General features: G+C 33.7%; 17 protein-coding genes and 1 riboswitch. Of the genes, 8 read left to right on the forward strand and 9 right to left on the reverse strand.

Annotated features, from left to right (window positions below):
• The first annotated feature begins 146 nt into the window (after positions 1 to 146).
• The 5 genes from CBF36_RS06825 to CBF36_RS06840 all read left to right on the forward strand — a co-directional run bounded on the left by CBF36_RS06825 (position 147) and on the right by CBF36_RS06840 (position 5,121).
• Positions 147 to 383, forward strand: a complete 237-nt coding sequence (locus CBF36_RS06825; RefSeq protein ID WP_125957709.1) for a hypothetical protein — start codon at positions 147 to 149, stop codon at positions 381 to 383.
• Between the two features lie 90 nt (positions 384 to 473).
• A complete protein-coding gene (locus CBF36_RS06830; RefSeq protein WP_125957710.1) occupies positions 474 to 1,577 on the forward strand; it encodes a YibE/F family protein in 1,104 nt (367 codons plus the stop codon).
• The gene (locus CBF36_RS06835; protein WP_165865409.1) at positions 1,567 to 2,313 is read left to right on the forward strand and encodes a YibE/F family protein; all 747 of its coding nucleotides are present in this window, start codon (positions 1,567 to 1,569) and stop codon (positions 2,311 to 2,313) included. The genes CBF36_RS06830 and CBF36_RS06835 overlap by 11 nt, the downstream gene beginning before the upstream one ends.
• Positions 2,314 to 2,348: 35 nt before the next feature.
• Positions 2,349 to 2,513, forward strand: a riboswitch (M-box (ykoK) riboswitch).
• Between the two features lie 73 nt (positions 2,514 to 2,586).
• Positions 2,587 to 2,727 carry a hypothetical protein gene (locus CBF36_RS12280; protein WP_165865410.1) on the forward strand — a complete coding sequence of 47 codons (141 nt, stop codon included), beginning with the start codon at positions 2,587 to 2,589 and terminating at the stop codon, positions 2,725 to 2,727.
• Between the two features lie 828 nt (positions 2,728 to 3,555).
• Complete coding sequence (locus CBF36_RS06840; protein ID WP_125957712.1) at positions 3,556 to 5,121, forward strand: hypothetical protein; 1,566 nt, start codon at positions 3,556 to 3,558, stop codon at positions 5,119 to 5,121.
• 136 nt (positions 5,122 to 5,257) lie between these two features.
• On the opposite strand, the gene CBF36_RS06845 is transcribed toward CBF36_RS06840, so the two are convergent.
• The 4 genes from CBF36_RS06845 to CBF36_RS06860 all read right to left on the reverse strand — a co-directional run bounded on the left by CBF36_RS06845 (position 5,258) and on the right by CBF36_RS06860 (position 14,556).
• Positions 5,258 to 6,973: an ABC transporter ATP-binding protein gene (locus CBF36_RS06845; protein ID WP_125957713.1), complete on the reverse strand. Its 1,716-nt coding sequence runs from the start codon at positions 6,971 to 6,973 to the stop codon at positions 5,258 to 5,260.
• A gap of 77 nt (positions 6,974 to 7,050) precedes the next feature.
• On the reverse strand, positions 7,051 to 10,269 hold the full coding sequence (locus tag CBF36_RS06850; RefSeq protein ID WP_125957714.1) for a DEAD/DEAH box helicase: 3,219 nt from the start codon (positions 10,267 to 10,269) through the stop codon (positions 7,051 to 7,053).
• Between the two features lie 11 nt (positions 10,270 to 10,280).
• On the reverse strand, positions 10,281 to 13,412 hold the full coding sequence (locus CBF36_RS06855; protein ID WP_125957715.1) for an AAA family ATPase: 3,132 nt from the start codon (positions 13,410 to 13,412) through the stop codon (positions 10,281 to 10,283).
• A 10-nt stretch (positions 13,413 to 13,422) separates the two neighbouring features.
• Positions 13,423 to 14,556, reverse strand: a complete 1,134-nt coding sequence (locus CBF36_RS06860; RefSeq protein WP_125957716.1) for an exonuclease SbcCD subunit D — start codon at positions 14,554 to 14,556, stop codon at positions 13,423 to 13,425.
• 481 nt (positions 14,557 to 15,037) lie between these two features.
• On the opposite strand from CBF36_RS06860, the gene CBF36_RS12375 reads away from it, so the two are divergent.
• The gene (locus tag CBF36_RS12375) at positions 15,038 to 15,961 is read left to right on the forward strand and encodes a restriction endonuclease (protein ID WP_207854478.1); all 924 of its coding nucleotides are present in this window, start codon (positions 15,038 to 15,040) and stop codon (positions 15,959 to 15,961) included.
• Positions 15,962 to 16,069: 108 nt separating this feature from the next.
• Here the strand turns inward: CBF36_RS12375 and CBF36_RS06870 are convergent, their stop codons facing one another.
• Positions 16,070 to 16,708, reverse strand: a complete 639-nt coding sequence (locus CBF36_RS06870) for a lysophospholipid acyltransferase family protein (protein WP_125957717.1) — start codon at positions 16,706 to 16,708, stop codon at positions 16,070 to 16,072.
• Positions 16,709 to 16,836: 128 nt separating this feature from the next.
• Here CBF36_RS06870 and CBF36_RS06875 point away from each other — a divergent pair, with 128 nt between their 5' ends.
• Together CBF36_RS06875 and CBF36_RS06880 are read left to right on the forward strand one after the other, a co-directional pair.
• On the forward strand, positions 16,837 to 17,583 hold the full coding sequence (locus CBF36_RS06875; protein ID WP_243637990.1) for a tRNA1(Val) (adenine(37)-N6)-methyltransferase: 747 nt from the start codon (positions 16,837 to 16,839) through the stop codon (positions 17,581 to 17,583).
• Positions 17,570 to 17,833 (forward strand): GIY-YIG nuclease family protein, encoded by a 264-nt coding sequence (locus CBF36_RS06880; RefSeq protein ID WP_125957719.1) that lies wholly within the window; start codon positions 17,570 to 17,572, stop codon positions 17,831 to 17,833. Before CBF36_RS06875 ends, CBF36_RS06880 begins: the two co-directional genes overlap by 14 nt.
• A gap of 213 nt (positions 17,834 to 18,046) precedes the next feature.
• Here the strand turns inward: CBF36_RS06880 and acpP are convergent, their stop codons facing one another.
• The 4 genes from acpP to CBF36_RS06900 all read right to left on the reverse strand — a co-directional run bounded on the left by acpP (position 18,047) and on the right by CBF36_RS06900 (position 23,179).
• Positions 18,047 to 18,286, reverse strand: a complete 240-nt coding sequence (acpP, locus tag CBF36_RS06885) for an acyl carrier protein (RefSeq protein ID WP_125957720.1) — start codon at positions 18,284 to 18,286, stop codon at positions 18,047 to 18,049.
• 66 nt (positions 18,287 to 18,352) lie between these two features.
• The gene (plsX, locus tag CBF36_RS06890) at positions 18,353 to 19,357 is read right to left on the reverse strand and encodes a phosphate acyltransferase PlsX (protein WP_125957721.1); all 1,005 of its coding nucleotides are present in this window, start codon (positions 19,355 to 19,357) and stop codon (positions 18,353 to 18,355) included.
• 46 nt (positions 19,358 to 19,403) lie between these two features.
• The gene (recG, locus tag CBF36_RS06895; RefSeq protein ID WP_125957722.1) at positions 19,404 to 21,443 is read right to left on the reverse strand and encodes an ATP-dependent DNA helicase RecG; all 2,040 of its coding nucleotides are present in this window, start codon (positions 21,441 to 21,443) and stop codon (positions 19,404 to 19,406) included.
• Positions 21,444 to 21,502: 59 nt separating this feature from the next.
• Positions 21,503 to 23,179 carry a DAK2 domain-containing protein gene (locus tag CBF36_RS06900; RefSeq protein WP_416340693.1) on the reverse strand — a complete coding sequence of 559 codons (1,677 nt, stop codon included), beginning with the start codon at positions 23,177 to 23,179 and terminating at the stop codon, positions 21,503 to 21,505.
• Positions 23,180 to 23,204 lie beyond the last annotated feature (25 nt).

The following is a 23,204-nucleotide window of genomic DNA, read 5'->3' on the forward strand; positions in this document are numbered from 1 at the left end:
TTTAGAAAAATTCGTATGAATCCTATGATATAATCATGCTAATTTTCATAAAGACTTATTTTTTCTATATGTGAATTTTAACATAAATTGTTTTTTAAAACTATCTTTTTTATAAAAACAAAAATTATTTGCAGGAGGAATTTAAAATGACATTATATCAACAATACTTAAAAACAAAGTCTTGTAACGATGATTTTTTAAAATGGTTACTTATCAAACGACTCAATTTGAAACAACAGCTTTTAATCATTTTTATTTTGTGGATGATGTGGATAGGCTTTGCTCCTTATCTTAATTTTTGGCTATCTTTTTTTAAAGGAGCTGTATTAATTTCTATTTTTTCTGCGATTATTAGCTTCATTACAAAACGATTAAATAATTAACAAATGATAAATATCATGACTCTTTTAATGAAAAATCATCATAATATAACTATAATAATGATGATAGTTTGATTTATAAGGAGGTTTACTTTGTTACAAAAATACTTATGGCGTTTTTTTGCTGTCATCCTTTTAATCTTAAATAGCTGGTGGATTTACCAAACGTTACAATATAGCCAGTACCATGAACCTTTAGGTAAAATCACTCAAGTAGAAACAGTCAATAAACAAGACGTCACTGATGAACATCAAAATAAAGACGTTCTAACAACTCAAAAGATAGAATTAATTTTATTATCTACTCAACATAAAGGAAAAAAAATCACTCTTTCAAATACTTTTAGTCAATCCAAAATTAAAGACCAAGAATATAAAAAAGGGGAATTAGTTTTTCTGTCTATCAAAGATAATGACTTTTCACAAGCTACCATCCTTGATAAAAAACGAGACACTGCTCTGGCTATGTTGGTACTATGCTTTGTTCTTTTACTAATAATTATCGGAAGAAAAAATGGGATTACCTCTTTACTTGGACTTCTAGTAAATACTGGACTATTTTATTGTCTATTATTAATTTATGAAAAACTTTCTAGTCAGTCCCTAGTTTGGCTATGCTTATTATTCTTCCCACTCATTGTATCTAGTACATTAATTATCTCAAATGGTTGGAATAAAAAAACTATCATTTCTATTTTAACCACGCTTTGTAGTACACTCATTACTTTTATCATTGGTGTATGCATCTTAACACTATTAAAACACAAGGGACTTCGGTATGAAGAAATGGAGTTGATTACTCGGCCCCAACACGTTCTTTTTATCTCCAGTTTATTAATTGGAACAATGGGGGCATCAATGGATATTTCCATTACACTCAGTACTGCCATGAATGAAATTGCTCAAAGGCAGACTCAACTATCCTCTCAATCATTGTATCAATCAGGATTACAAGTGGGATCTGATGTAATAGGACCAATGATAAATATTATGTTTTTTTCTTACTTAAGTGGATCCATTCCATTAATCTTAATTTTCTTAAGGAATGATATGTCATTTAATTATACCTTTCCTATTTCACTATCTCTTGAAATGACACGAGCTTTAATTGGAAGCATTGGGATTGTCTTAACTATCCCCATTACCAGTTTCATTGCAAGTATTTTTCTGACTAGGAGGAATGAACATGAGTGTTAACTTAATATTACTTCTAGTTCTTATCTTGTTATTGTGGTTTTTCCAGAAAAAAAAGGGACTACTTACGCTAATTACATTAGGAATTAATTTAGCCATGTTATTTTTCATGATTTTGGGGATTAACTTAGGCTTTTCGCCAGTTATATTGACGGTTATAACCTCTATTTTAATCAGCGCAAATAATCTATTTAATATTAATGGGTTTAACCCTTCAACAAAATCAGCTTTTCTAAGTAGTACATTCATTATTTTACTCATGGTTTTTCCGATATTTTTTACCACTTCCTTATTGCATCTTCAAGGAATTCCTCTTGAAGGCTTAATGGAAATGGATATGTACTCATTACATATTGGAATATCTTTTATTGATTTAAGCGTATCCGTCCTTCTTATGACTGTTGTTGGCGCCATCAATGACATTGCTATTTCAATTACCTCGTCCATGATTGAAATTAAAGAACAACTTCCTGACCTGTCTCTTTCTGAATGGAAATCTTCTGGTCTAGCAGTGGGCAAAGATGTTTTAGGACCAACAATTAATACCCTCATTTTTGCAGCTATAGGTAGTCAGTTTGCGTTATTGATTTGGGTATTTGATTTGAACTATAGTCTAACACAACTAGTAAACAGTAAATTAATTGTCACAGAGTGGGTTGCGATTATTTTTAGTGGGATTAGTATTGCTATCACGATTCCCATTACGATTTTCTTACTCACAAAACACGTTAAAGATTGACAATTCGTTATATTCTGTTAAAATAAAACACGATAAATGAATTTTGTTAGGTGAGGCTCCTATGCAAACACAGGCTATTGCCCAAAAACGTCGAGAGACACCAATGGGTAGAACAGGAATTGTCGTCAAGGCTTTTCATAAGATAGCTAAGAATCTTCTTTACGTTGCATAGTGCTAAAGCTCAACATATTACTTAAAATATGTTCGTTCTTTCAAATCCTAACCACTTTATTTGGTTAGGATTATTTTTTTGTTTTTAGGAGGTGGATGATTATGATGATATTTGTTGCCGTTGCGATTGTTATTGCTCATATTGTAGGACATAATGCAACAGAAATAATAACAGACATGCCAGTATTATCTGAAGATTTTGATCCTCATCCCACTCTTGTCGGATGTTATCAATCTTACTAAGCCTTCCTAACGATTATTTATCAAACAAAAACAGGAGCAGTTTGGCGCTCCTGTTTTCTCTTATTTAAAATGATTGGATAATTCTTTGTACACCCTTATTGAAAACGCTTGTATTTAATTTAAAAATGAGTTAATATGAACTCATAAGGAACTACAATTCCCACAATTAGTTAACAAGATATTTAGATTTTATCAATTTTAAACGAGAAGGATAATATTTAAAAGATTTGTAACTGGTTGACATGTACTAAAAGAAACACATGTAAGTGAATTAGAGTTTAAACAAGATAGAAAGGCGTGGGAATTTGAAATTTTCCTTATTAACAGAATAAGACCTAACAGGTGTTTAAGAATGATTGGAGAAACAAAAGGCACTCCAATGTGAAACGTACGACAAAATCCTGTTAGGTCTATTTTTTTATGCAGAACTTACTATTATTCTAATAAAATAAACTTTTAATCAAATCTTTATAATTATTACACGGTTTGTTAACAAAAAATTCACAAATTCTGGATATTATATAAGTGTACCAACAAAACAACCCTAACAAACTTTTTCATTTTATTTACTCCTCCAAAGTAAATAAAAACAACTCCTTCCTTGAATGGCTAAACCATTCAAGGTTTTTTTATATTCTTTTTTCGTCTTCCTCTCGTTGTTTTCCTTTTTTAGCAATACTTTTATTGAATAAAACATAAGAAATTATAATACTTTTTAAAGTAATCATAGCCTCTGTTAAATTATTAGTTAGTTAATAACTGACATCAAGATAATAATTATGTAAAATAATAAAGAAATATTTTATATATGAAAAAGGAGCTACTAATATGAGAAAAGAAAAGTTACAAAGGGGATTTATCATTTTGGGTGTATTCCTGGGTCTGTCTTTAGTTTTAGGGATAATTGGATTGTTTTTATTTAATAATGATGAATCTTGGCAAAACTATTGGTCTGTATTTGGCTCTATTGCTAGTATTCTAGGTGCATTTTTAATATTATTATTTGAACAAGATAGTGATAAAGAAAAAGAAAAAGCTCTAGAAGAAAAAGAACGAGAAAAAGAACGAGAAAAAGCATTTGATAATTTAGTATTCAAAATAAAGGAAGAAGGAAGTCCTATATTAATAGAAAACTACCATAGATTAGAGTCTTCCAATATAGAAGATGATGAAAAAATCGCATTAAAAAAAGATATCGTCAAATTATTTTACCAATATCAATTGTTGGATTATTTAAGAAAAGAATTTCCAGATGATGCAGAGAATATGTTAGACCCAACTAGAGTTGTCACCGAACAACAGTATATCTTTCAAAAAATATACATACATGAAAATTTTAGTAAAATTAAACAAGAAATTTATCAAGAATTTAATTTTTCAGAGTTGGAAGAAATATTCGATCATGCTATGCCTACTATCGAATATCCCACTAATAATATAGAAAATAACAGTATCACAACTACAAAAAATGATTCCGTAAAATTGGAGGCAAACGAAAGTATAAAAGATATTAGTATTAAGTCTATAAATTATCCATCAGTATTAGGTGATTGGATTATGAATCCAGAGAAAGCTAGTCAAGTCGATTATTTAATTGGTATATCTGTCAATACCAATGATATTATTGCAATTTATAAATTAATAGGTGATAAATATGAACAAATTGGGACTAATAGAATAAGATTTGGAGGAAGTGAATCTAAAATAATATATAATATTGCTGATAGCCAAAACTATTTTGATTCATTTGAATTAACAGAGAAATTCAAAAAAATATTTTCAACATGGCGTTCTAGAAATCCAATTTTATATTTCAATCAGTGGTGCAAAAATAACAATGTGGATAGAACTATATTGTTAGAATTACTTAAACATATCGATTCACAAGGATTCAATGATTCCAAAGAAGATAATGCTATAGTATTAGTAAAAACTAATCAGTATGATAAATTAATTGATGAAATAAAACAAGATAACCTTAATAAATTGTTAGTAGAATTATCTGAAACGAAGTCAAAAAGTAATATACAAGATTATATTAAAAAATTGAATCAATTAGGACTAGCCATTTATTTAGAAAATGACAAGTGGACTCCTCAAAAAAGAGTCTCTAAAAATGAAATACCGATTAAAGAAGAATCAACTTGTATAAAACTTTATTGCAAAAAGAAAGAAGCAATCGTAAGAGAATACGCAAGTAAATACACATTAGATAGTCATCTATATAATATGATTGTACCTACTAGAATACTTGGACAAGTTATTAAAGATATTATTAGAGATATTGAAATGGGTAAAATAGTTGCTGAGCAAGGTTATAGAGCTGAAGGTACATCAGGTGTATTCTTTGAACGGGCTGGAAATCTTAAGGCATTTCCATTTGAAATAAAATAAATTAAAAAGGATTGATACGTCAAATTTTGATTCATCAGTCCTTTAAATTATAGAGTATTTTTCGTCTTTCTTTCGTTATATTTTATCATATGTTTCCCATAAAAAGAAAAAAGCCAAGAGCAGTTGCTCCTAACTTTTAGCTTCTAAATTGAGCGTCATATAATTTTTTATATGCTCCTTGTTTTTCCATTAACTCATCATGTGTCCCACTTTCAACAATACCTGTTGTATCGACCACGACAATACGTGTTGCATCTTTTATTGTTGCCAAGCGGTGCGCAATGATTAACGTTGTGCGTCCTTTTGCAAGTGAGCCTAATGACTCTTGAATCACTTGTTCTGTTTCTGTATCAAGGGCAGATGTGGCTTCATCTAAAATTAAAATTGGTGGATTCTTTAAAAACATACGAGCAATCGCCACACGTTGTTTCTGTCCACCTGATAACCTCACACCACGCTCACCAATCACTGTGTTTAATCCATCAGGCAAACCATCTATGACTTGTTCTAAATGAGCGAGTTTCACTGCTTCTAACACATCTTCTTCTGTCGCATCCAATCGACCATATAAAATATTTTCCTTAATCGTCCCTGGAAATAAAAAGACATCTTGTTGTACTAATCCAATTTGTTCACGTAATGACTTTAACGTAACGTGTTGAATATTTTGTCCATCAATCGAAATTTTCCCACTGTCTATATCATAAAATCGTGGTAACAAATGACACAGGGTTGTTTTCCCTGCCCCACTTGGCCCAACAAAAGCCACCGTTTCACCTGATTTAATATCCAAAGATAATTGATCAAATACTTGCGTGCCATCACTGTAACTAAATGACACATCTTGATACGTAATATTTCCAACGACTGGTTTTAAATCAACTGCCCCATCACCATCTTGAATAGATGGCTCTTTGTCTATTTCTTCGACAAATCGTTTAAATCCAGCAAAACCTTTTGGATAACTTTCTATCATCGTGTTAATTTTCTCTATAGGTCTAGCAAACACATTGGATAACAGGATAAACCCAACAAAATTACCATTGGTTATATCTCCTCGAATTGTGTAATAAGACCCAAATAATAAGGCAAATAAATTAATCAAGCGAATCATCAAATAATTATAAGAGGAACTCACAGCCATTGTTTTATAAAATGCTAATTTTGACTGGCGATACAATTCATTTAGTCTCCCAAACCGAGTGACTTCATGTTCTTCATTGGCAAAAGCTTGTGTCACGCGAATTCCACTCACACTGGCCTCAATCCCTGCATTAAATTCGCCTAGATTTTCATAAATGGTGGTATTGACTTTTGTCATTTTTTTATTGAAGAAAACTAACGCAATTGTGATGAAAGGGACCATCACAGCTGTTGCAAAAGCTAATTGAGGATGAATTTGATACATCAATAAAAATGACCCAACAAGTGTCATAATGGTGATAAACACATCTTCTGGTCCATGATGCGCTAATTCTGATATTTCAAATAAATCACTTGTTAAACGGGTCATCAACTTCCCAGTTTTTTGGTTATCATAATAGTCATACGGTTGTTTTTGTAAATGCGTAAATAATTCATTTCGCATATCTGTTTCAATATTAACTCCTAACTTATGACCAAAATAAACCACCACATATTGTAACGCAGTATTAATCACATAAAACCCAAACAACGCTGCACTAACCACTAAAATTAAGCGAATATTTTTCAGTGGCATAATTTTATCAATCACTTGATTGACAATCACTGGAAAGGATAATTCAAGTAATGCCGCGATAATTGCACATGTAAAATCGACAATAAATAATGTCTTATATGGTCGATAATACGAAAAGAAACGTTTTACCATCTGACTCCTCCTAAATAAATACTGTAAAAACAACTATAGCATACAAAAAGAAAAACATGAAAGAGTTTCCTTTCATGCTAATCCTCATCACCAATAGCTAAAATATGTTTGATATCATCCATTGTCATGGATGATAATTCTGGTGCATCTTCTGAATGAAGGACTTTTTGGAACAAGGCTTTTTTCTCTAATTGAAGTTGATTCATTCGCTCTTCAATCGTGCCTTCAGCTAACAAGCGCCAGACTTCTACTTTTCTTGTTTGACCAATACGATGAGCTCGCCCTGTTGCTTGTTCCTCAACTGCCGGGTTCCACCATAAATCATATAAAATGACCGTGTCTGCTCCTGTAAGGTTTAATCCTGTTCCACCGGCTTTAAGTGAAATCAAGAAAACATCTTTTTCACCACGATTAAATCGTTCAACTAATTCTTGACGCTCTTTAACAGGTGTACTGCCACGTAAGTAAAACGTACCAACATCTCTTTTAGCTAACTCATCTTCTAATATACTTAACATTCCAGTAAATTGAGAAAATAATAACACGCGTCGACCATTGCTTTTAGCTTGTTCAATCAAATCAAGTGCTTGATCCATTTTTCCAGAGCCACCTGTGTAATCCTCAATAAATAATCCTGGGTGACAACAAATCTGACGCAGACGTGTGATGCCAGCTAAAATAGACATACGCTGTTTGTTAAAGTCTTTAGCATTCAGTTTTGAAAGCGAATCTTGTATTTGTTTTAAATAAGCCACATAGACTGTTTTTTGTTCATCTGTTAACTGTGAATATCTATCTGTTTCAACTTTGTCAGGTAAATCTTGTAGCACGTCTTTTTTCACTCGACGGAGTACAAACGGTTTTATCATGGTCGCTATTTCAGTTGTTTCAAGTTGTTTAAAACTTCGTATCGCTGGGAAAAATCCAGGCATTAATAATTTAAATAATGACCATAATTCCTCTAATCGATTTTCAATTGGCGTCCCACTTAAAGCAAATACGCGATCTGATTTTAACTCAGAAATCGATTGGAACGTTTTTGTTGCCGAATTTTTCACCATCTGTGCTTCATCTAAAATCACGCTATGACAATCTATTTTTTTTAATTCTGCACTATCTTGACGCAATGTCGAATAAGAAATAATGGCTACATCTATGTCATCTAGTGATGCTATTTGAGCATTTCGTTCTTCTTTCCCACCGATAATCAACTTAGATTTTAGGCTTGGCGCAAATTTTTCTAATTCAAGTTGCCAATTATAAAGTAAGCTCGCAGGTGCCACAATCACACTTGGTTTCGTTAGTTCGCCTTCTTCTTTTTCAGATAATAAATAAGCGATTGTCTGAATCGTTTTTCCTAACCCCATGTCATCGGCTAATATCCCACCAAAATGATACTTACTTAACGTTTTAAACCATTTAAATCCCGTGATTTGATAGTCACGCAAAGTAGCATTTAATTGTGCTGGTAATGCGATATCAGCCGTTTCAGGATGTGTTAACTCATCTACCATTGTTTCAAAATAATCACTCGTCTCTACATCTGTTAGCTGTGTCATGGCTTCACTCAAGACCAAACTACGATAAGTCGGAACTTCTAGACGATTACCATCTAATCTAATATCTTCACGTAACAAGCGAAGCATCTGATTGGTTTCCTTATATGCTTCGTCATCAAGCATTAGAACTTGTCCATTTCGCAACTGATGGTACTCTTTATTTTGCATTAAACTACTTAATACATCATTAACTTCAGTTTCATCAACTGATGAAATATCAAATTGAATGTCAAACCATGACCCATTTTCAATAATACGTGCTTTGGGTTGATGCTCATCAGCTGCCAAGTAGAGTGATTGTACCTCTTCAGATAGATGGACTTCAGTATATTTTTTAAGGGTAGGAATTTCTCTAGTGAAAAAGTAAAAACGCTCCAAATCATTTGGAAATTTTTTACTGTATCGTTGGGCATATGTACCATATCCATAATGACGGAGCAATGTGATTAACCGTTCTTCTTGAACTTTATCACGTAAGACAGCCCCCTCTTCTCCAATTGAGGTACTGTAATTTGGTACATTTGAAAAAATATACTCACCATAACAAAAATCAACACGCACAACTAATGAGTCGTCTTCTTTATGAAAATATAATTTAATATCAAGGGGATAACGCAACACCTCATCATCCAATGACTCTGGTAAATCAAAGTCACATAATAGAGCTAATTGTGGTAACACATATGAAAATAATGAATTCACTTGGTCTTTTGTGTAATAAATCGTGGGTTTATCCAATCTCTTTAACATTTGAGTTAACACTTGATAACTTGCTGCTTGTTCCTCAGTTAATTCGTAAAAACCATCTGTTCCAACAAGCCATTGATATTCCTCTAAAAACACGATGAATGGATCAATAATCGTTAGTTCATAGTCAGATAATCCAACTGGTGAGAGTGTCACTGTCAACGGAATTTTTCCTTGATGAATGACCGCTCGTTTTATTTGAGAGCCTAATCCTTTAATCATAAATGATTTATCATGTTTAAACTCATCGAATAATTGACGGGCTACTTGTTTATTTAAAATTAAATATCGACGGTCAATTACTGATTTAGCTTGCGAGCGACTATTGACAACCAAAGTTTGTTGATCCTTCATCATTAACATCAAACGAATTAACGCATTGTTTTCAGAATTAAACGCACTAGGACCAACTTTCCAATTAATTGTACTAATCCGAATTTCCTTATCCTGCTTATAAGCCTCTAAAAATTCATCCATATTTTTTACAATATATGTTTTTTTCGGTGTATCTCGTCTACCAATACGTAAATGTAGTCCCAAAACAGATTGTTCTTCATGATAGTCTGACGTTGGGACAATATCAACACCATACGTTAAAAATAAGTCATCTGTTTGTCGAATTAATTTTCTCAATTCAGCATCTTGTAATCGCTCAAAGCCTTTAGTAAACACGACAGCTGGAGAAATAACTTTTGGTGCTTCTGCTTCTTTTATTTCCGTACGAGGAATAAATCGTGATACCCCTTTTTCACGCATTGCAAGTTCTACTGCAACAGTATGCTTACAATAACCGTGTTGTTCCCAATACATACACTGGCATACATCATCTTCTTTAGCTGTTCCGTCTAGTTCAACATAAAGCATGTCACTTCCGATGACTTCAGCGTACCATACACGTCTTTCTAGATTTTTAGACCAAGAGACAACCCGCCCCTCTTTGGCACACTCTCGTCCTTCTTCTATAACTTTTTCCGGTATGGACCACTTCATTTTATCACTCCTTACGTGAATTCTAGCTGTGGTGTCGCGTGACTTCTGTTGTCTTTAGACACCGATATTTTTAATTGTTGTGGAATTCTTTCTTTTAACTCATTAACATGCGAGATGATGCCGATTAATCGGTCACTTCCACCCATGGTTTCTAATGCTCTGATGGCTGTTTCTAACGCTTCTTCATCCAACGAACCAAATCCTTCATCAATAAACATCGCATCTATTTTAACGCCTCCTGATTCGCTTTGAATCACTTCAGCTAATGCTAGTGCCAAAGTTAAGGAAGCAATAAAACTTTCGCCCCCTGATAAAGTATTTACTCCTCTTAAACGACCAACGTTATCATCAAAGATATCTATCTCTAGTCCTGTTTTTTTCTTAGAAGATTGTTTGGCATCTCTTAAGGCAAATGTATAACGACCTCGAGTCAATCGTTTCAATGTATGATTTGCCACGTTTAAAATTTTGCGTAAATAACTTTGTAACACATATCGTTCGATACTTAATTTATGGTCACTATCACCATTTAATACATCAGATAATACGCTCAACTCATGTAAAGATTGCATCTCTTCTTTAATATTTTTCATTAATCGTTGAATTGTAGCGATTGTTTTATTATTGTTTTCAAGTTGTATTTCCTCTTGACGTTTTTTATCCACTAGTTCGTCATATATTTGAGAAATTTCTTGGTAGCTTTCTTCCATATCTAAAACATTAGGTTTTTCTGTCCCTTTTGTTTTTTCTTCTAATGTTACTAAAGATTCTCTTAATGAAAAGACTTCTTTCTCATATTGATTGATTGTTTTTTCGTAACTTGCTTTATGTGTTTTGTCTGTCAAAATAGCCTGCAACTTATCTTCATCCCATTGATAGTTGGATAGATACTCTATTTTTCTTGACTTCAATGTACCTAATTCTTTTTCTTGAATTTGATTATTTTTTTCAATTTCTTCTAACCTTGTTTGAGTTTTAGTACGTTCATTCGTCGCATCAGAAACAGCTTTTTCGCACTGACGAGAAGATTGATTCCAGTTTTCTAACTGATGCTGTAATTCTTTTTGTTCGTTTATCACGGCATCTAAGGAAGAAAACTCTTCTCCTAAACGTTTCTTTAATTGTTCATAGCTATGTTGTTGAAGACGTTTTTCTTCTTGTGTTTGTTGCCATTCTTTTGTGACAGTAGCAAGTTGTTGTTCTATCTCTTTTGATGATTCTTTTATAGTCATTATCTCTTGTTCTTGTTGCTCCAAATTTACAAGTTGCTCTTTTAATCTATCTAACTGCTCTGTTGTTTTCCCAACTTGTTGTGTGATATCATCAAGCCAACTGGATGATTCTTTATCCATTAATTCAGCTGATATGGTTTTCCTCATCTCGTTTAACTCTTTCTCATCATTTGACAGTTTTTCTTGCGAACTAGTTATTTGGGCATTGATATTGCTCAATTGTTGAACAGCTTCTTCTTGTCGCTGTTCTAAATGAGCAATTAACTCTTCTAAATCATTAAATTCTTCTTTCGACAGTTGTGTCACATGAGCAGGTGTAGGATGCTCTATTGAACCACACACAGGACATGGCATGCCTTCTTTTAAGTCCAAACTTAAACGAGCAATTTGTCCTCGTGCCCACTGATCTTTTTTATCAGATAACGTGAGTTTAATTTGGGCTAATTCTTCATCCAACTGTTTTTGTGTATGATTTAACACGATTAACTCACTTGAAAGAGTTGCATTTTGTTGCTCAAGTAGTTGATAGGCCTCAACCTTAGATAACAACTTTTCTTCCCTAGACAATCTTTCTTTTAACTCTGCTTGCTCTTTATAACGAGTTGGAATAGTTGCTATGGATTCTTGCAATTGCGTGTATTGAAATTGTTTAGCATTAAGGCTCTGTTCTAATATCTCTTTTTGGTTTGACTGTGTTTCTTCTGTCTTTTGAAGTGTTGTAAGAGTTACTTTAATATTTTTTTCTTCTTCAAAAAGTGGCACGAGCTCTTCTAATTTGACTAATCGCTTTTCGTATTCTTTCATCACAGGCTGTTGTTTTTCTAGTGCTTGTTTTCGAGCCGTTAACTCAACCAGCTGTTGTGTCACTTTTTCTAATAAATGACTGACTTGCTCTTGTTCTTCGTTTAGTTTTTGGATAGTTTGTTGGACTTTCAATATCTCATCTACTATTTTTTCAAGAGGTTCTACTTGAATAAAATCATTCATTTTTTCTTTTAGTAGATGAATATTCTCTTCTTCAAGTAATTTTACTTCGAGTTTTTTTGTTGTTTCTTCTTTTTCCTCAAAGCATTGTGCAAGTGCCCGTGCTTTTTCTAATACAGATAACTGATTGTCTCGTTGTTTTTTTGTTGTGTTAACTGTTTCATCTAAACGAGCAATGTGACGCTCTTTGCTTTCTTTTTGTTCCTCATACAAGTCTAATTTTTCATCAATGGTTAACTCATCGGTTGATTTTTCTATATATGCTTCATCCCAATTGATTTGCTCAAATAAGGTTGAAAGCTTTTGTTGTTCCTTTTTTAGTTGATTGGATTGTTCTTTTTTCTTATCTTTTAAGCTTCTTGCAATATCTTGATACATTGAGGTATCAAATAATTGACGCAACACTGCTTCTTTATTGTCACTATCCGATTGTAAGAATCGTTGAAAATCACCTTGTGGTAGCATCACGATTTGAGAAAATTGTTTGGCACTCAACTGTAACAAATCCTGAATACGCATGTTGACATCCATCTGTTTGGTGTACTGTGCTTCTTCTTTTCCTTCTTCGTTGTATATCGTTAAAACAGATTTGGCTTTTTCTAATTTTTCTCCATCACCACGTAACCGGCGACGTAATTGTTCTGGTTCACGTACAATATGATAGGTTTTTTTATCATGTTCAAAAGCAAACGTCACACGTGTTGTATCATCAATGGTTGAAAAATTTGACCGCATCTCTTTAGCTTCGCGTGATTCTCCAGATGTACTGCCATAAAGAGCATAACTCATCGCATCAAAAAGGGTTGTTTTTCCAGACCCTGTTTTCCCGGAAATCAAAAACAATGATTGGGCATAAAAAGAAGAAAAATCAATGGTTTCATTTTCATAAGGACCAAAATGTTCAAGTGTTAAAGTTAAAGGTTTCATTGTCTTCCTCCTATTTTTCTTTTCTTACCTCAATCATGGCTTCTTCTAACCAACGACTTTGCTGCTTAGTTAACGGTTCTTCTGTCACATCTTCAAAGTAATTAGCGATCAATTCTTTAGGTGATACTTTTTTTATTTCAATCGCTTCATATCGCTCATCTGAGACAACTTTTTCTTCACCTATTCGCTCTAAACTGATGAGCCTTGGATAAATTTGCCTTAATTCAGATAAAGCATTAGGGATACTTGTTTTATCCGTCAATTCAATCGCTATGTAGTCTTCACGATTAATGGTTTGATAATAGTCGTAATCTACTAACGTTGTAAATTTTTCACGCAACAATGAGACATCTCTTAAAGGGGTGATTGGTATAAACTCACTCGACACGCTAGTTTCATCCAATGTCACTATCCTGACACCTTTTTCTTGATTTCTTTCTGATAAAGAATATTTCAATAAAGAACCACTGTATTTTATTTTTTCATGTTGACTTATCGCATCTTTATAATGCAAATGACCTAATGCCACATAATCAAACACCTCAAACATGTCAGTTGACACACTAGATAACCCACCTACTTCAAGTGGTGTTTCTGATTCGCCTTTTAAAGCGCCTGTCACAAAAAAATGGCTGACTAATACATGATGTTTATCAGGTAAAAATAATGGGGTAATTTCTTCTATAATTTTTTTCATCGCAAGTGGGATGGTAACTAACGTTTCATCATTAAAGTATAATCTTGCATGAACAGGTTCTATATAAGGCAATAAGAAAAATTGAGTATCACCAATAACAACTGGTGAAAATACTTGTTCAAGCTGTGTGTATAAATAAAATCGTTCCTTCTCTAGCCAAGGAGAACCAGTGGATAAACGCGTTGCACTATCATGGTTGCCAGATATAGCTAATACAGGAAATTTTTTCTCTAAATTCATTTCAATCATCATGGCGTTTAATAATTCAACTGACTCAACTGATGGCATCGAACGATCATATAAATCACCTGCCACAACAATCGCATCTACTTGTTGAGTAACGGCAATGGTCAACATTTTTTCAAACACATCTTTTTGTTCTTCAAGTAAACTAAATCCGTTTAATTTACGACCAATATGCCAATCTGCTGTATGTAAAAATTTCATCGTATCCCTCCAAAAAGGTCTTCTCTCCATTATAACAAATTTTAAAGCGATTGTTTAATTGATTCTGCTTTCTTCTAAAAGAGCATGTCCAAACATTTTTAACAAGATAATCTTTCATTTCATTTTTTCTACAAACTTTTTTAAGCTAAATTTAAGACTATCAAATTAAACTAGTCTCATAGTTAAGTAATACAACTTAATCATTTGTGGGTGAACGAGGTGTTTTGACTCATTGAGATTTAACAAACGGTTCATTCTCTATCCATTGAGGTGTAGGTTCGAATCCTACCATCCACTTTTATTTCTTTTCCCCCAAAAAGAAATAAAACGCTAAATAACTTTTTTCATTTTTAATCCTTCCTTCTCTCATCCTAATCGATGAGAGTTTTTTCTTTTTCAAGACGATTCGCCTTATCTTCTAAAGTCTGTTAATATATTAATACAGATATTTTTGAACAAAAACAGCACTGTGGGAGACACTATGAACCTTATTGTAAAAATAGCCTTTGTGTTCCTCTATCTCTTTTCGTTATTATTATTAATGGCTAGTATATCTACAAAAGAATTTATCACAACAGCCATCGTTATTTTATCAATGATTGCTTTAACCATTCTCTTTAGTCAATTTAAACGATACTTCAAACGAAAAAAAGAATTAACCGAATTAAAACGAGAATTACGAATACTAACTAGAAAAAATAAGAGACAACAAAAAAGGCTTTATCAAACAGAAGACAGATTATCAAGAAAAGATGCAAATTATCACCAGTTAAAAACTGATATCACCAAACGAAAAAAAGAACTTCAACGTGTAGAAAAGAAGTTGCACCATCTTAATAAGCAAATTGATACGACTTTAATGTCACATACTCATGTAAAAAACGACCAATTAAATCAAAAACAACTAGATATGACGTACAAAAAATTAACCGCTTATCAAACAGATGTTAAAAAAATCAAAAAACAATTACGTCAATATCAGCGTATGCAACGAAAAATACAGCATTTGCTTATTGACGATGAATTAAGAAAAATTGATGACATGACTGGTCGACAATTTGAGCTCTATTTAGCTAAATTGTTGACAATCAATGGGTATCAAACAGAAGTCACACAAGCAAGTGGAGACCAAGGGGTTGATATTATCGCTAAAAAAAATGGACAAACCTATGCCATTCAAGCTAAACGCTATGTCAATTCTGTTAGCAATAAAGCGGTACAAGAAGTTTTTTCTGGAAAACAGTATTATAACTTACAGCATGCTATTGTTGTAACAAACAATACTTTTACCAAGAGTGCAAAAGAGTTGGCTGATAAAACTCACGTGACGTTGATGGATAGAGAAGATTTAAGAAAACTTATCGAAAATGCCATTAACATAAAACCAGAAAAATTTATGTTATAGACATTAAAAAAACCGAACTCCAGCCTTTAGTTTGAATGAAGGTTCGGTTTTTTATTCATATAACTTAATTTAGCAATTAGCAAAAAATAAAGACCCTTAGAATCATTTCTAAGAGTCGATTTTTTCTTTTTTAACTGGTGGCACATAAACAAACTCAGGGTTTACTTGATAATCTAGTTGATTAAATGATTCTTGCATACGTCGTTCAACTTCTGCAATGCCATCTTTGTCCATTTTTTTTATATCAGAAATGTCTATTGGTTGCCCGTAAGCAATCGTCACACGACGTTTGGTAAATAGACCGCCTAACGTTAATGGTCCTTGATAAACCGCAGGGATGATTTTAACTTTCCCCATTTTAGCAATCAATGCTGCACCACCCTTTAATTCTTCAGAGTAGCGACTACCACTAGGAAAGACCATCACACTCAAATCAGTGTTTTTTAACGCTTTAACTGGTGTTTTAATCACACTCGGACCAGGATTATCACGATCAACTGGGAACGCATGACATTTTTTCAAAATATAAGACAAAATCGGATTTTTAAACAATTCTTTTTTAGCCATAAAGGCAAATTTTTTCGGCCAAGCACCCATTGCAAAATACAGTGGTTCAAACCACGTTCTGTGCGGGCTAACCAAAACATAATTTTCATCTTTTGGTAAATTATCTTTACCAACATATCTCGCATTTGTATTAATCACAAATGTCAAAAATCGAACAACCGCTAAAAGTACTCGATACATTTTTTTCATCCTTTACATTAAAGTCCCTATTAGTATGCCGAATTCTACCAAAACTTGCAAGTTTTTCTTATTTTATTTCAATGTAATTTTGATATAATATACAAATGATATCAAAGGATGTGACTTTATTGACAACGAAACTCTTTCCAGGGGAACGCATTGATCAACTGTTGTCCCAGAATATACAAATTATACAAAGTTCCGATGTATTTTCATTTTCTCTAGATGCCGTTTTATTGGCTCATTTTGCCTCTATTCCAAAAAGAGGGACTATTGTCGACTTTTGTGCTGGAAATGGCGCTATCGGCTTATTTATGCGCCCTAGAACGCAAGCTAACATCACAGGCGTTGAGCTACAAGAAAAACTATATAATATGGCACAAAGAAGCATTGAATTAAATCAATTCAACGACTCAATGACTATGATTCATGCTGATATTAAAGATATTACTCAATTTATTAAACCGGATTCCGTTGATTTTATTACGTGTAACCCACCCTATTTTAAAGAAGCACCAAATAGTAAAAAAAATCCTAACCCTTATTTAGCCATTGCGCGCCATGAAATTCATTTAGGCATTGATGATGTGTTTCAACAAGCTTCAAAATTGTTAAAAATGAATGGTAAAATTGCCATGGTGCACAGACCTGACCGATTGATTGATATTTTACATAGCATGGAAAACAATCGAATCGCACCGAAACGAATCCAATTTGTCTACCCCAAAAAAGACAAAGAAGCTAATACGTTACTTGTCGAGGGAATCAAAGACGGAAAAACAGATGGACTAAGAATCCTACCACCACTATATGTTTATGGTGAGGACAATCAGTATTTACCAGAAATTAAGGAGATGCTTCATGGTACAAAGTAACAATCATTATTTTTACGTACTACTATGTGCTGACAATACTTTTTATGCTGGTTATACAACAGACCTTACAAGGCGCTTAGCTGAACATAATTCTGGTAAAGGGGCAAAATACACCCGGCTCAAGAAACGTCGCCCAGCAAAAATGATTCATCATGAAGTCTTTCAAACAAAAAGTGATGCCATGAAAAAAGAATACGCCTTTAAACAATTAACTCGTCTTAAAAAAGAAGCGTATTTAGCCAATAATTAATCGCTATTTTTTCAAATAATTGCACACATCTATTCTTATTTATTTCATAAATAAGAGTTATTATTCTTTATGTAGTAACAAACAACCCTACAATTTTTTACTTTATTTACTCCCCCAAAGTAAATAAAACAACTCCTTTTTTCTACCAGTCCTATTGGCTGGTAGTTTTTTTGTAATAAAAAAGAGTACCACTTTTATGTGATACCCTAATTCTTATTGGTTAGCTACGATATAATCGACTGCTGCACCAACTGTTTCAATTTTTTCTGCATCTTCATCAGAAATTTCTGCATCAAAAACATCTTCTAGCTCTAAAACAAATTCCATAATGCTAATTGAATCTGCTTCTAGATCTTCTTTGATATTAGTTGTTTCAGTAACTTTATCTTCATCTACTTCAAAGTGCTCAACAATAATTGTTTTGATTTTACCAAATACTTCATCTCTAGACATGTAACGTCCTCCTTTTATTAAGCCACTCACTCTACTTAGTATTTTACTTGTAAATGCTTTTTTTGTCTATGCTTGTTGTTCATCAAAGTATGCAACTAAATTATTCACTACATCTTTTTCAAGCATCGTATGGATTTGTCTGATTGTGTGTCTCACTGCATCTGGTCCAGTTGAGCCATGTGTTTTAACAACAGGCGCTTTTACGCCAAACAACACAGCGCCACCATGATTTGAATAATCCATTTTTTGTTTTAACTCTTTTAAACTATCTTTTAGTAACAATGCTCCCATTTTACCTTTTAATCCACTATCTAGGATAGATGATTTTAAATTTCCCATAATGGCTTGTGCGGTTCCTTCAATGGATTTTAACACGGCGTTTCCAGTAAACCCATCTGTTACAACCACATCTGCTACACCATTAAATAAATCTCTGGATTCCACGTTCCCAACAAAATTTAGACTTGGCTCTTCTTTTAATAGTTCAAACGCTTTTTTAGTTAACTCGCTTCCTTTTGTGTCTTCCGTTCCATTATTTAAAAGACCGACACGAGGGTTGTTCACGCCACGAACTTGACTGGCATAATAAGAAGCTAAAATACCATACGTTAACAAATGTTCTGGTTTGTTATCCGCATTAGCACCCATGTCAATAAAATCAAATCCTGCCCCTGTTTCACCTGTAAAAACTGGCATCGTTGTCATAAGTCCTGGTCGTTCGACTTGTTTAATACGTCCTACAACAAATAATCCTGCAGCTAAAAGAGCGCCTGTGTTACCAGCAGAAAACAAAGCATCTGCTTGTTTTTCTTTAACAGCCTGTGCCGCTAAAACCATTGAGGCTTGTTTTTTACGTCTAATAGCTTTTACTGGCTCATCATCACTTTCAATTTTTTCATCTGTATGAATGATGGTAATATTTTTATCGTCTGTTACATATTCTTTAATCGCTGATTCTTTTCCAAATAATAAAAATTCAATATCTGGAAAATCTTCTTTGGCTAACATCACACCTTCAACAATTGCTTTTGGTGCGTTGTCACCACCCATAGCATCTACCGCTATTTTCATGATTGGTTTCCTCACTTTTTTTACAATTTACATTTATTATATCACGTTAATCTAAATGATTTAATTGATATGTTGCACTATCAATACTCTTAGCTAATGCTTCAAAATTTTTATCGTGTATCCACTCAGGACGTTTCCAAAGATTGATAGCTTCTTCTCTTGCTGTTTCTAACATAATAAAATCAGCTACCATATCACCAACTTTAAACTCTGGTAAACCTGATTGCTTCGCACCAAAAAAGTCTCCAGGACCTCGCATTTCTAAATCTTTTTGACTTAAAACAAACCCATCTGTTGTTTCAGTCATAATCTTCATCCGTTCTTTTCCTTGTTCACTCTTTGGATTAGCTATCAACACACAATAAGAAGCCTTCTCTCCACGTCCAACACGTCCGCGTAACTGGTGAAGTTGGGCTAAACCAAACCGATCAGCATCAATAATGACCATCATCGTGGCATTTGGGACATTCACTCCTACTTCAATAACAGTTGTTGAGACTAATACTTGTGTCTCATTTTCTTTAAATCTCTGCATAATTGTGTCTTTCTCGTCAGCTTTCATCTTGCCATGTAATAAATCAACATTGTAAGTAGGAGCAAAAAAGGCTGATAAGTGTTCGTAAATTTCGGTCGCATTCTTCACATCTAACATCTCTGATTCTTCAATTAAAGGACAAATCACATAAGCTTGTTGTCCTTGATTCAATAACCCTCGCATAGTCTCTAAAATACTATCCAATTGTTTCGGCAATGCCCACCGTGTTTCGATTGGTTTTCTTCCTGCTGGCAATTCATCAATAATCGAGACATCCATTTCACCATAAGCCGTGATAGCCAACGTTCTAGGGATTGGAGTGGCTGTCATAAACAACACATCTGGATGATTACCTTTTTCTCGTAATATTTTTCGTTGATTCACACCAAAACGATGTTGCTCATCTGTAATGACAACCCCCAAGTTAGAAAATTGGACTTCTTCTTGAATCAATGCATGTGTTCCAACTAAAATGTCAATCTCACCTGAGACAAGTTCAGCTAAAATTTGGCGACGTACTTTTGTTTTGGTCGAGCCAGTCAGTAAAGCTACCTTAACAGGGGTGTTTTCAAATAGCTCGCTTAGACTTTCCATGTGCTGTTCTGCCAATATTTCGGTTGGTACCATTAACGCTCCTTGATAAGACGCACTATAAGCTGCAAACAACGCTAATGCTGCCACCATTGTTTTCCCACTACCAACATCTCCTTGAAGCAAACGATGCATGTGATAAGGACTTCTCATATCAGCACAAATTTCGTTTGCCACTCGTTTTTGAGCATTGGTTAATTCAAACGGTAACGTTTTAATAAATTTTTTTAATTCTTCCACATTATATAAAATAGGATTTCCATGTTCTTTAGCTGTTTCTTCTTCTTTTAGTTGAATCATCTTTAATTGAAATAAGAAAAATTCTTCAAAAGCCAAGCGCCGTCTTGCTAAACGATTTTCTTCGATTGATTCTGGAAAATGCATGGCTTTTACGGCTTGTTTTTTGGGCATGAGTTTATATTTTTCTAATAAATAATCAGGTAAATTTTCCTCAACTAACTCGCCATATCCTTCAAACCCCTGTTTTATCAATTGAACTAGAGTTTGTTGCTTAATATGTTTGTTCACACTATAGATTGGCGCAAACTCTTCTTCTTGTTGTTGAGTCGCCATAATTTTGAGTCCTGTTAGTGATTTTCTTTTGGCATCCCATTTACCAAAAATCGCTACTTCTTCAGATGAATGAATTTTATTTTTTAAAAATGGTTGATTGAAAAACGTGACCGTAATAACAGCCTGGTCAACCATCATTCGGAACACCAAACGACTTTTTTTAAACCCATAATAATTCACTACGGCATCAGATATAGCAATCCCTTTTAAAACCACTTTTTCCTGATCACTAATTTCTTCTAACTTTTTTTCTTGGATATCATCATAGCGAAACGGATAATGCGTCAGCAAATCATTGATTGTTTCGATGCGTAATGTTTTGAGTGTCTCCACACGTTTTGGCCCGACGCCACTAAGTGTCGCCACACTATCACTTAACTGTTTCACTTTGACTCCTCCTTTTTAACTGTTAAAAAAAGCCAAACCATGGTTTGACTTTTTCTATCTTATTCAGCTGCAAATAAATATGGATAAACAGGTTGATCTCCTTGATGAATCTCAACTTCTAAATCTTCATCCATTTCAAGCAATGCTTCTTCTAATAATGATGCTTCTTCACTTGTTCCATCTTCACCAATCAAGATTGTCACAATTTCAGTCTCTTCAGTCATCATTTGTTTTAGTGTTTCTAAACTTGCATCAAAACGACTTGGGGTTGATACCACAATTTTGCCTTCAACCATTCCTAAGTTGTCGTCTTTTTTAATTTCCACGCCATCAATACTTGTGTCACGAACAGCTGTCGTTACTTGACCACTTGTTACCCCTTCAAGCATATCTAACATATTTTTTTGGTTTTCTTCTAAAGATACTTGATCATTAAAGCCAAGTAATGCTGTCATTCCTTGAGAAATTGTCTTTGATGGAATCACAATGGTTGGAACATCACTGACTTCTGCTGCTTGATCAGCTGCCATGAAAATATTTTTATTATTAGGTAAAATAATCACATTTTCAGCATTTACTGCTTGAATAGCTAGCATAATATCTTCAGTACTTGGATTCATTGTTTGTCCACCACTAATTACATGGTTAACTCCCATACTACTAAACAATTCTTGAACCCCTTTACCTGCTGCAATCGAAATAATACCATATGGCACTTTTTCTTTTGGTGCTTCAACAACAGATGCACTTGGTGTATCAAGTAACGATTCATGTTGCAAACGCATATTGTCTACTTTGATTTTAATCAATGAACCAAATTTTTGACCATAATTCATGACTTCACCTGGGTGTTCTGTATGGACATGGACTTTAATAATTTCATCATCCGCTACAACTAATAATGAATCACCAATTTCATTTAAGTAATTTCTAAATGTATCATAGTCAAATGTATCGTCAACAGTTGGACCTTCACCAATTTTTACCATAATTTCTGTACAGTAACCAAATTTAATGTCTTCTGTTGACATATGGCTTTGTACACTACGATGATGTTCAGCATTCACCATTTCTTCCATTTGAGCTGGAGAAGGTTGGTAAATATCACTCTCAACAACTTTTCCAGATAATGATTCAACAAATCCTTCATAAATAAACACAAGACCTTGTCCACCACTATCCACAACACCGACTTCTTTTAAGACTGGTAACATGTCAGGCGTTTTTGCTAATGCTTTTTTAGCACCTTTAAGAGCTGCTTCCATTACTTTTAGCGCATCGTCTGTTTCTTTAGCTTTTTTCTCAGCGGCAATCGCTGCTCCACGAGAAACGGTTAAAATAGTTCCTTCAACTGGCTTCATAACCGCTTTATATGCTACTTCAACACCATTTTTAAAAGCGTCCGCTAAATCTTGCGCATTTAAGACTTCTTTGTCTTCAATTTTTTTTGAGAATCCTCTAAATAATTGTGACAAGATAACGCCAGAGTTACCACGTGCGCCCATTAAAAGACCTTTCGACAAAATAGCTGCCAACTCACCAACATGTTCACTAGTTGCTTCTCTAACAGCTTTAGCCCCACTAGTCATTGATAAATCCATATTTGTTCCCGTATCACCATCTGGTACAGGGAAAACATTTAAAGAATTGACAAATTCTGCGTTTTGGTTCAGTCTATTGGCGCCGACTTGTACCATTGCTTGAAATTGCCCTCCGTTGATTGCTTTTAGTTCCACTAAAATGTTCCTCCTCGTATGTTTA

It is taken from the genome of Vagococcus bubulae, from assembly GCF_003950315.1.
In the GTDB taxonomy this organism is placed as follows: domain Bacteria; phylum Bacillota; class Bacilli; order Lactobacillales; family Vagococcaceae; genus Vagococcus; species Vagococcus bubulae.

Bases quoted from the DNA above. Each gene is read 5' to 3' on its own strand.
- CBF36_RS06870 (WP_125957717.1), bottom strand. From the start codon at position 16,708: ATGTATCGAGTACTTTTAGCGGTTGTTCGATTTTTGACATTTGTGATT.
- CBF36_RS06835 (WP_165865409.1), top strand. From the start codon at position 1,567: ATGAGTGTTAACTTAATATTACTTCTAGTTCTTATCTTGTTATTGTGG.
- CBF36_RS06840 (WP_125957712.1), top strand. From the start codon at position 3,556: ATGAGAAAAGAAAAGTTACAAAGGGGATTTATCATTTTGGGTGTATTC.
- acpP (WP_125957720.1), bottom strand. From the start codon at position 18,286: ATGTCTAGAGATGAAGTATTTGGTAAAATCAAAACAATTATTGTTGAG.
- CBF36_RS06880 (WP_125957719.1), top strand. From the start codon at position 17,570: ATGGTACAAAGTAACAATCATTATTTTTACGTACTACTATGTGCTGAC.
- CBF36_RS06845 (WP_125957713.1), bottom strand. From the start codon at position 6,973: ATGGTAAAACGTTTCTTTTCGTATTATCGACCATATAAGACATTATTT.
- CBF36_RS12280 (WP_165865410.1), top strand. From the start codon at position 2,587: ATGATGATATTTGTTGCCGTTGCGATTGTTATTGCTCATATTGTAGGA.
- CBF36_RS06850 (WP_125957714.1), bottom strand. From the start codon at position 10,269: ATGAAGTGGTCCATACCGGAAAAAGTTATAGAAGAAGGACGAGAGTGT.
- plsX (WP_125957721.1), bottom strand. From the start codon at position 19,357: ATGAAAATAGCGGTAGATGCTATGGGTGGTGACAACGCACCAAAAGCA.
- CBF36_RS06860 (WP_125957716.1), bottom strand. From the start codon at position 14,556: ATGAAATTTTTACATACAGCAGATTGGCATATTGGTCGTAAATTAAAC.
- CBF36_RS06855 (WP_125957715.1), bottom strand. From the start codon at position 13,412: ATGAAACCTTTAACTTTAACACTTGAACATTTTGGTCCTTATGAAAAT.
- CBF36_RS12375 (WP_207854478.1), top strand. From the start codon at position 15,038: ATGAACCTTATTGTAAAAATAGCCTTTGTGTTCCTCTATCTCTTTTCG.
- CBF36_RS06825 (WP_125957709.1), top strand. From the start codon at position 147: ATGACATTATATCAACAATACTTAAAAACAAAGTCTTGTAACGATGAT.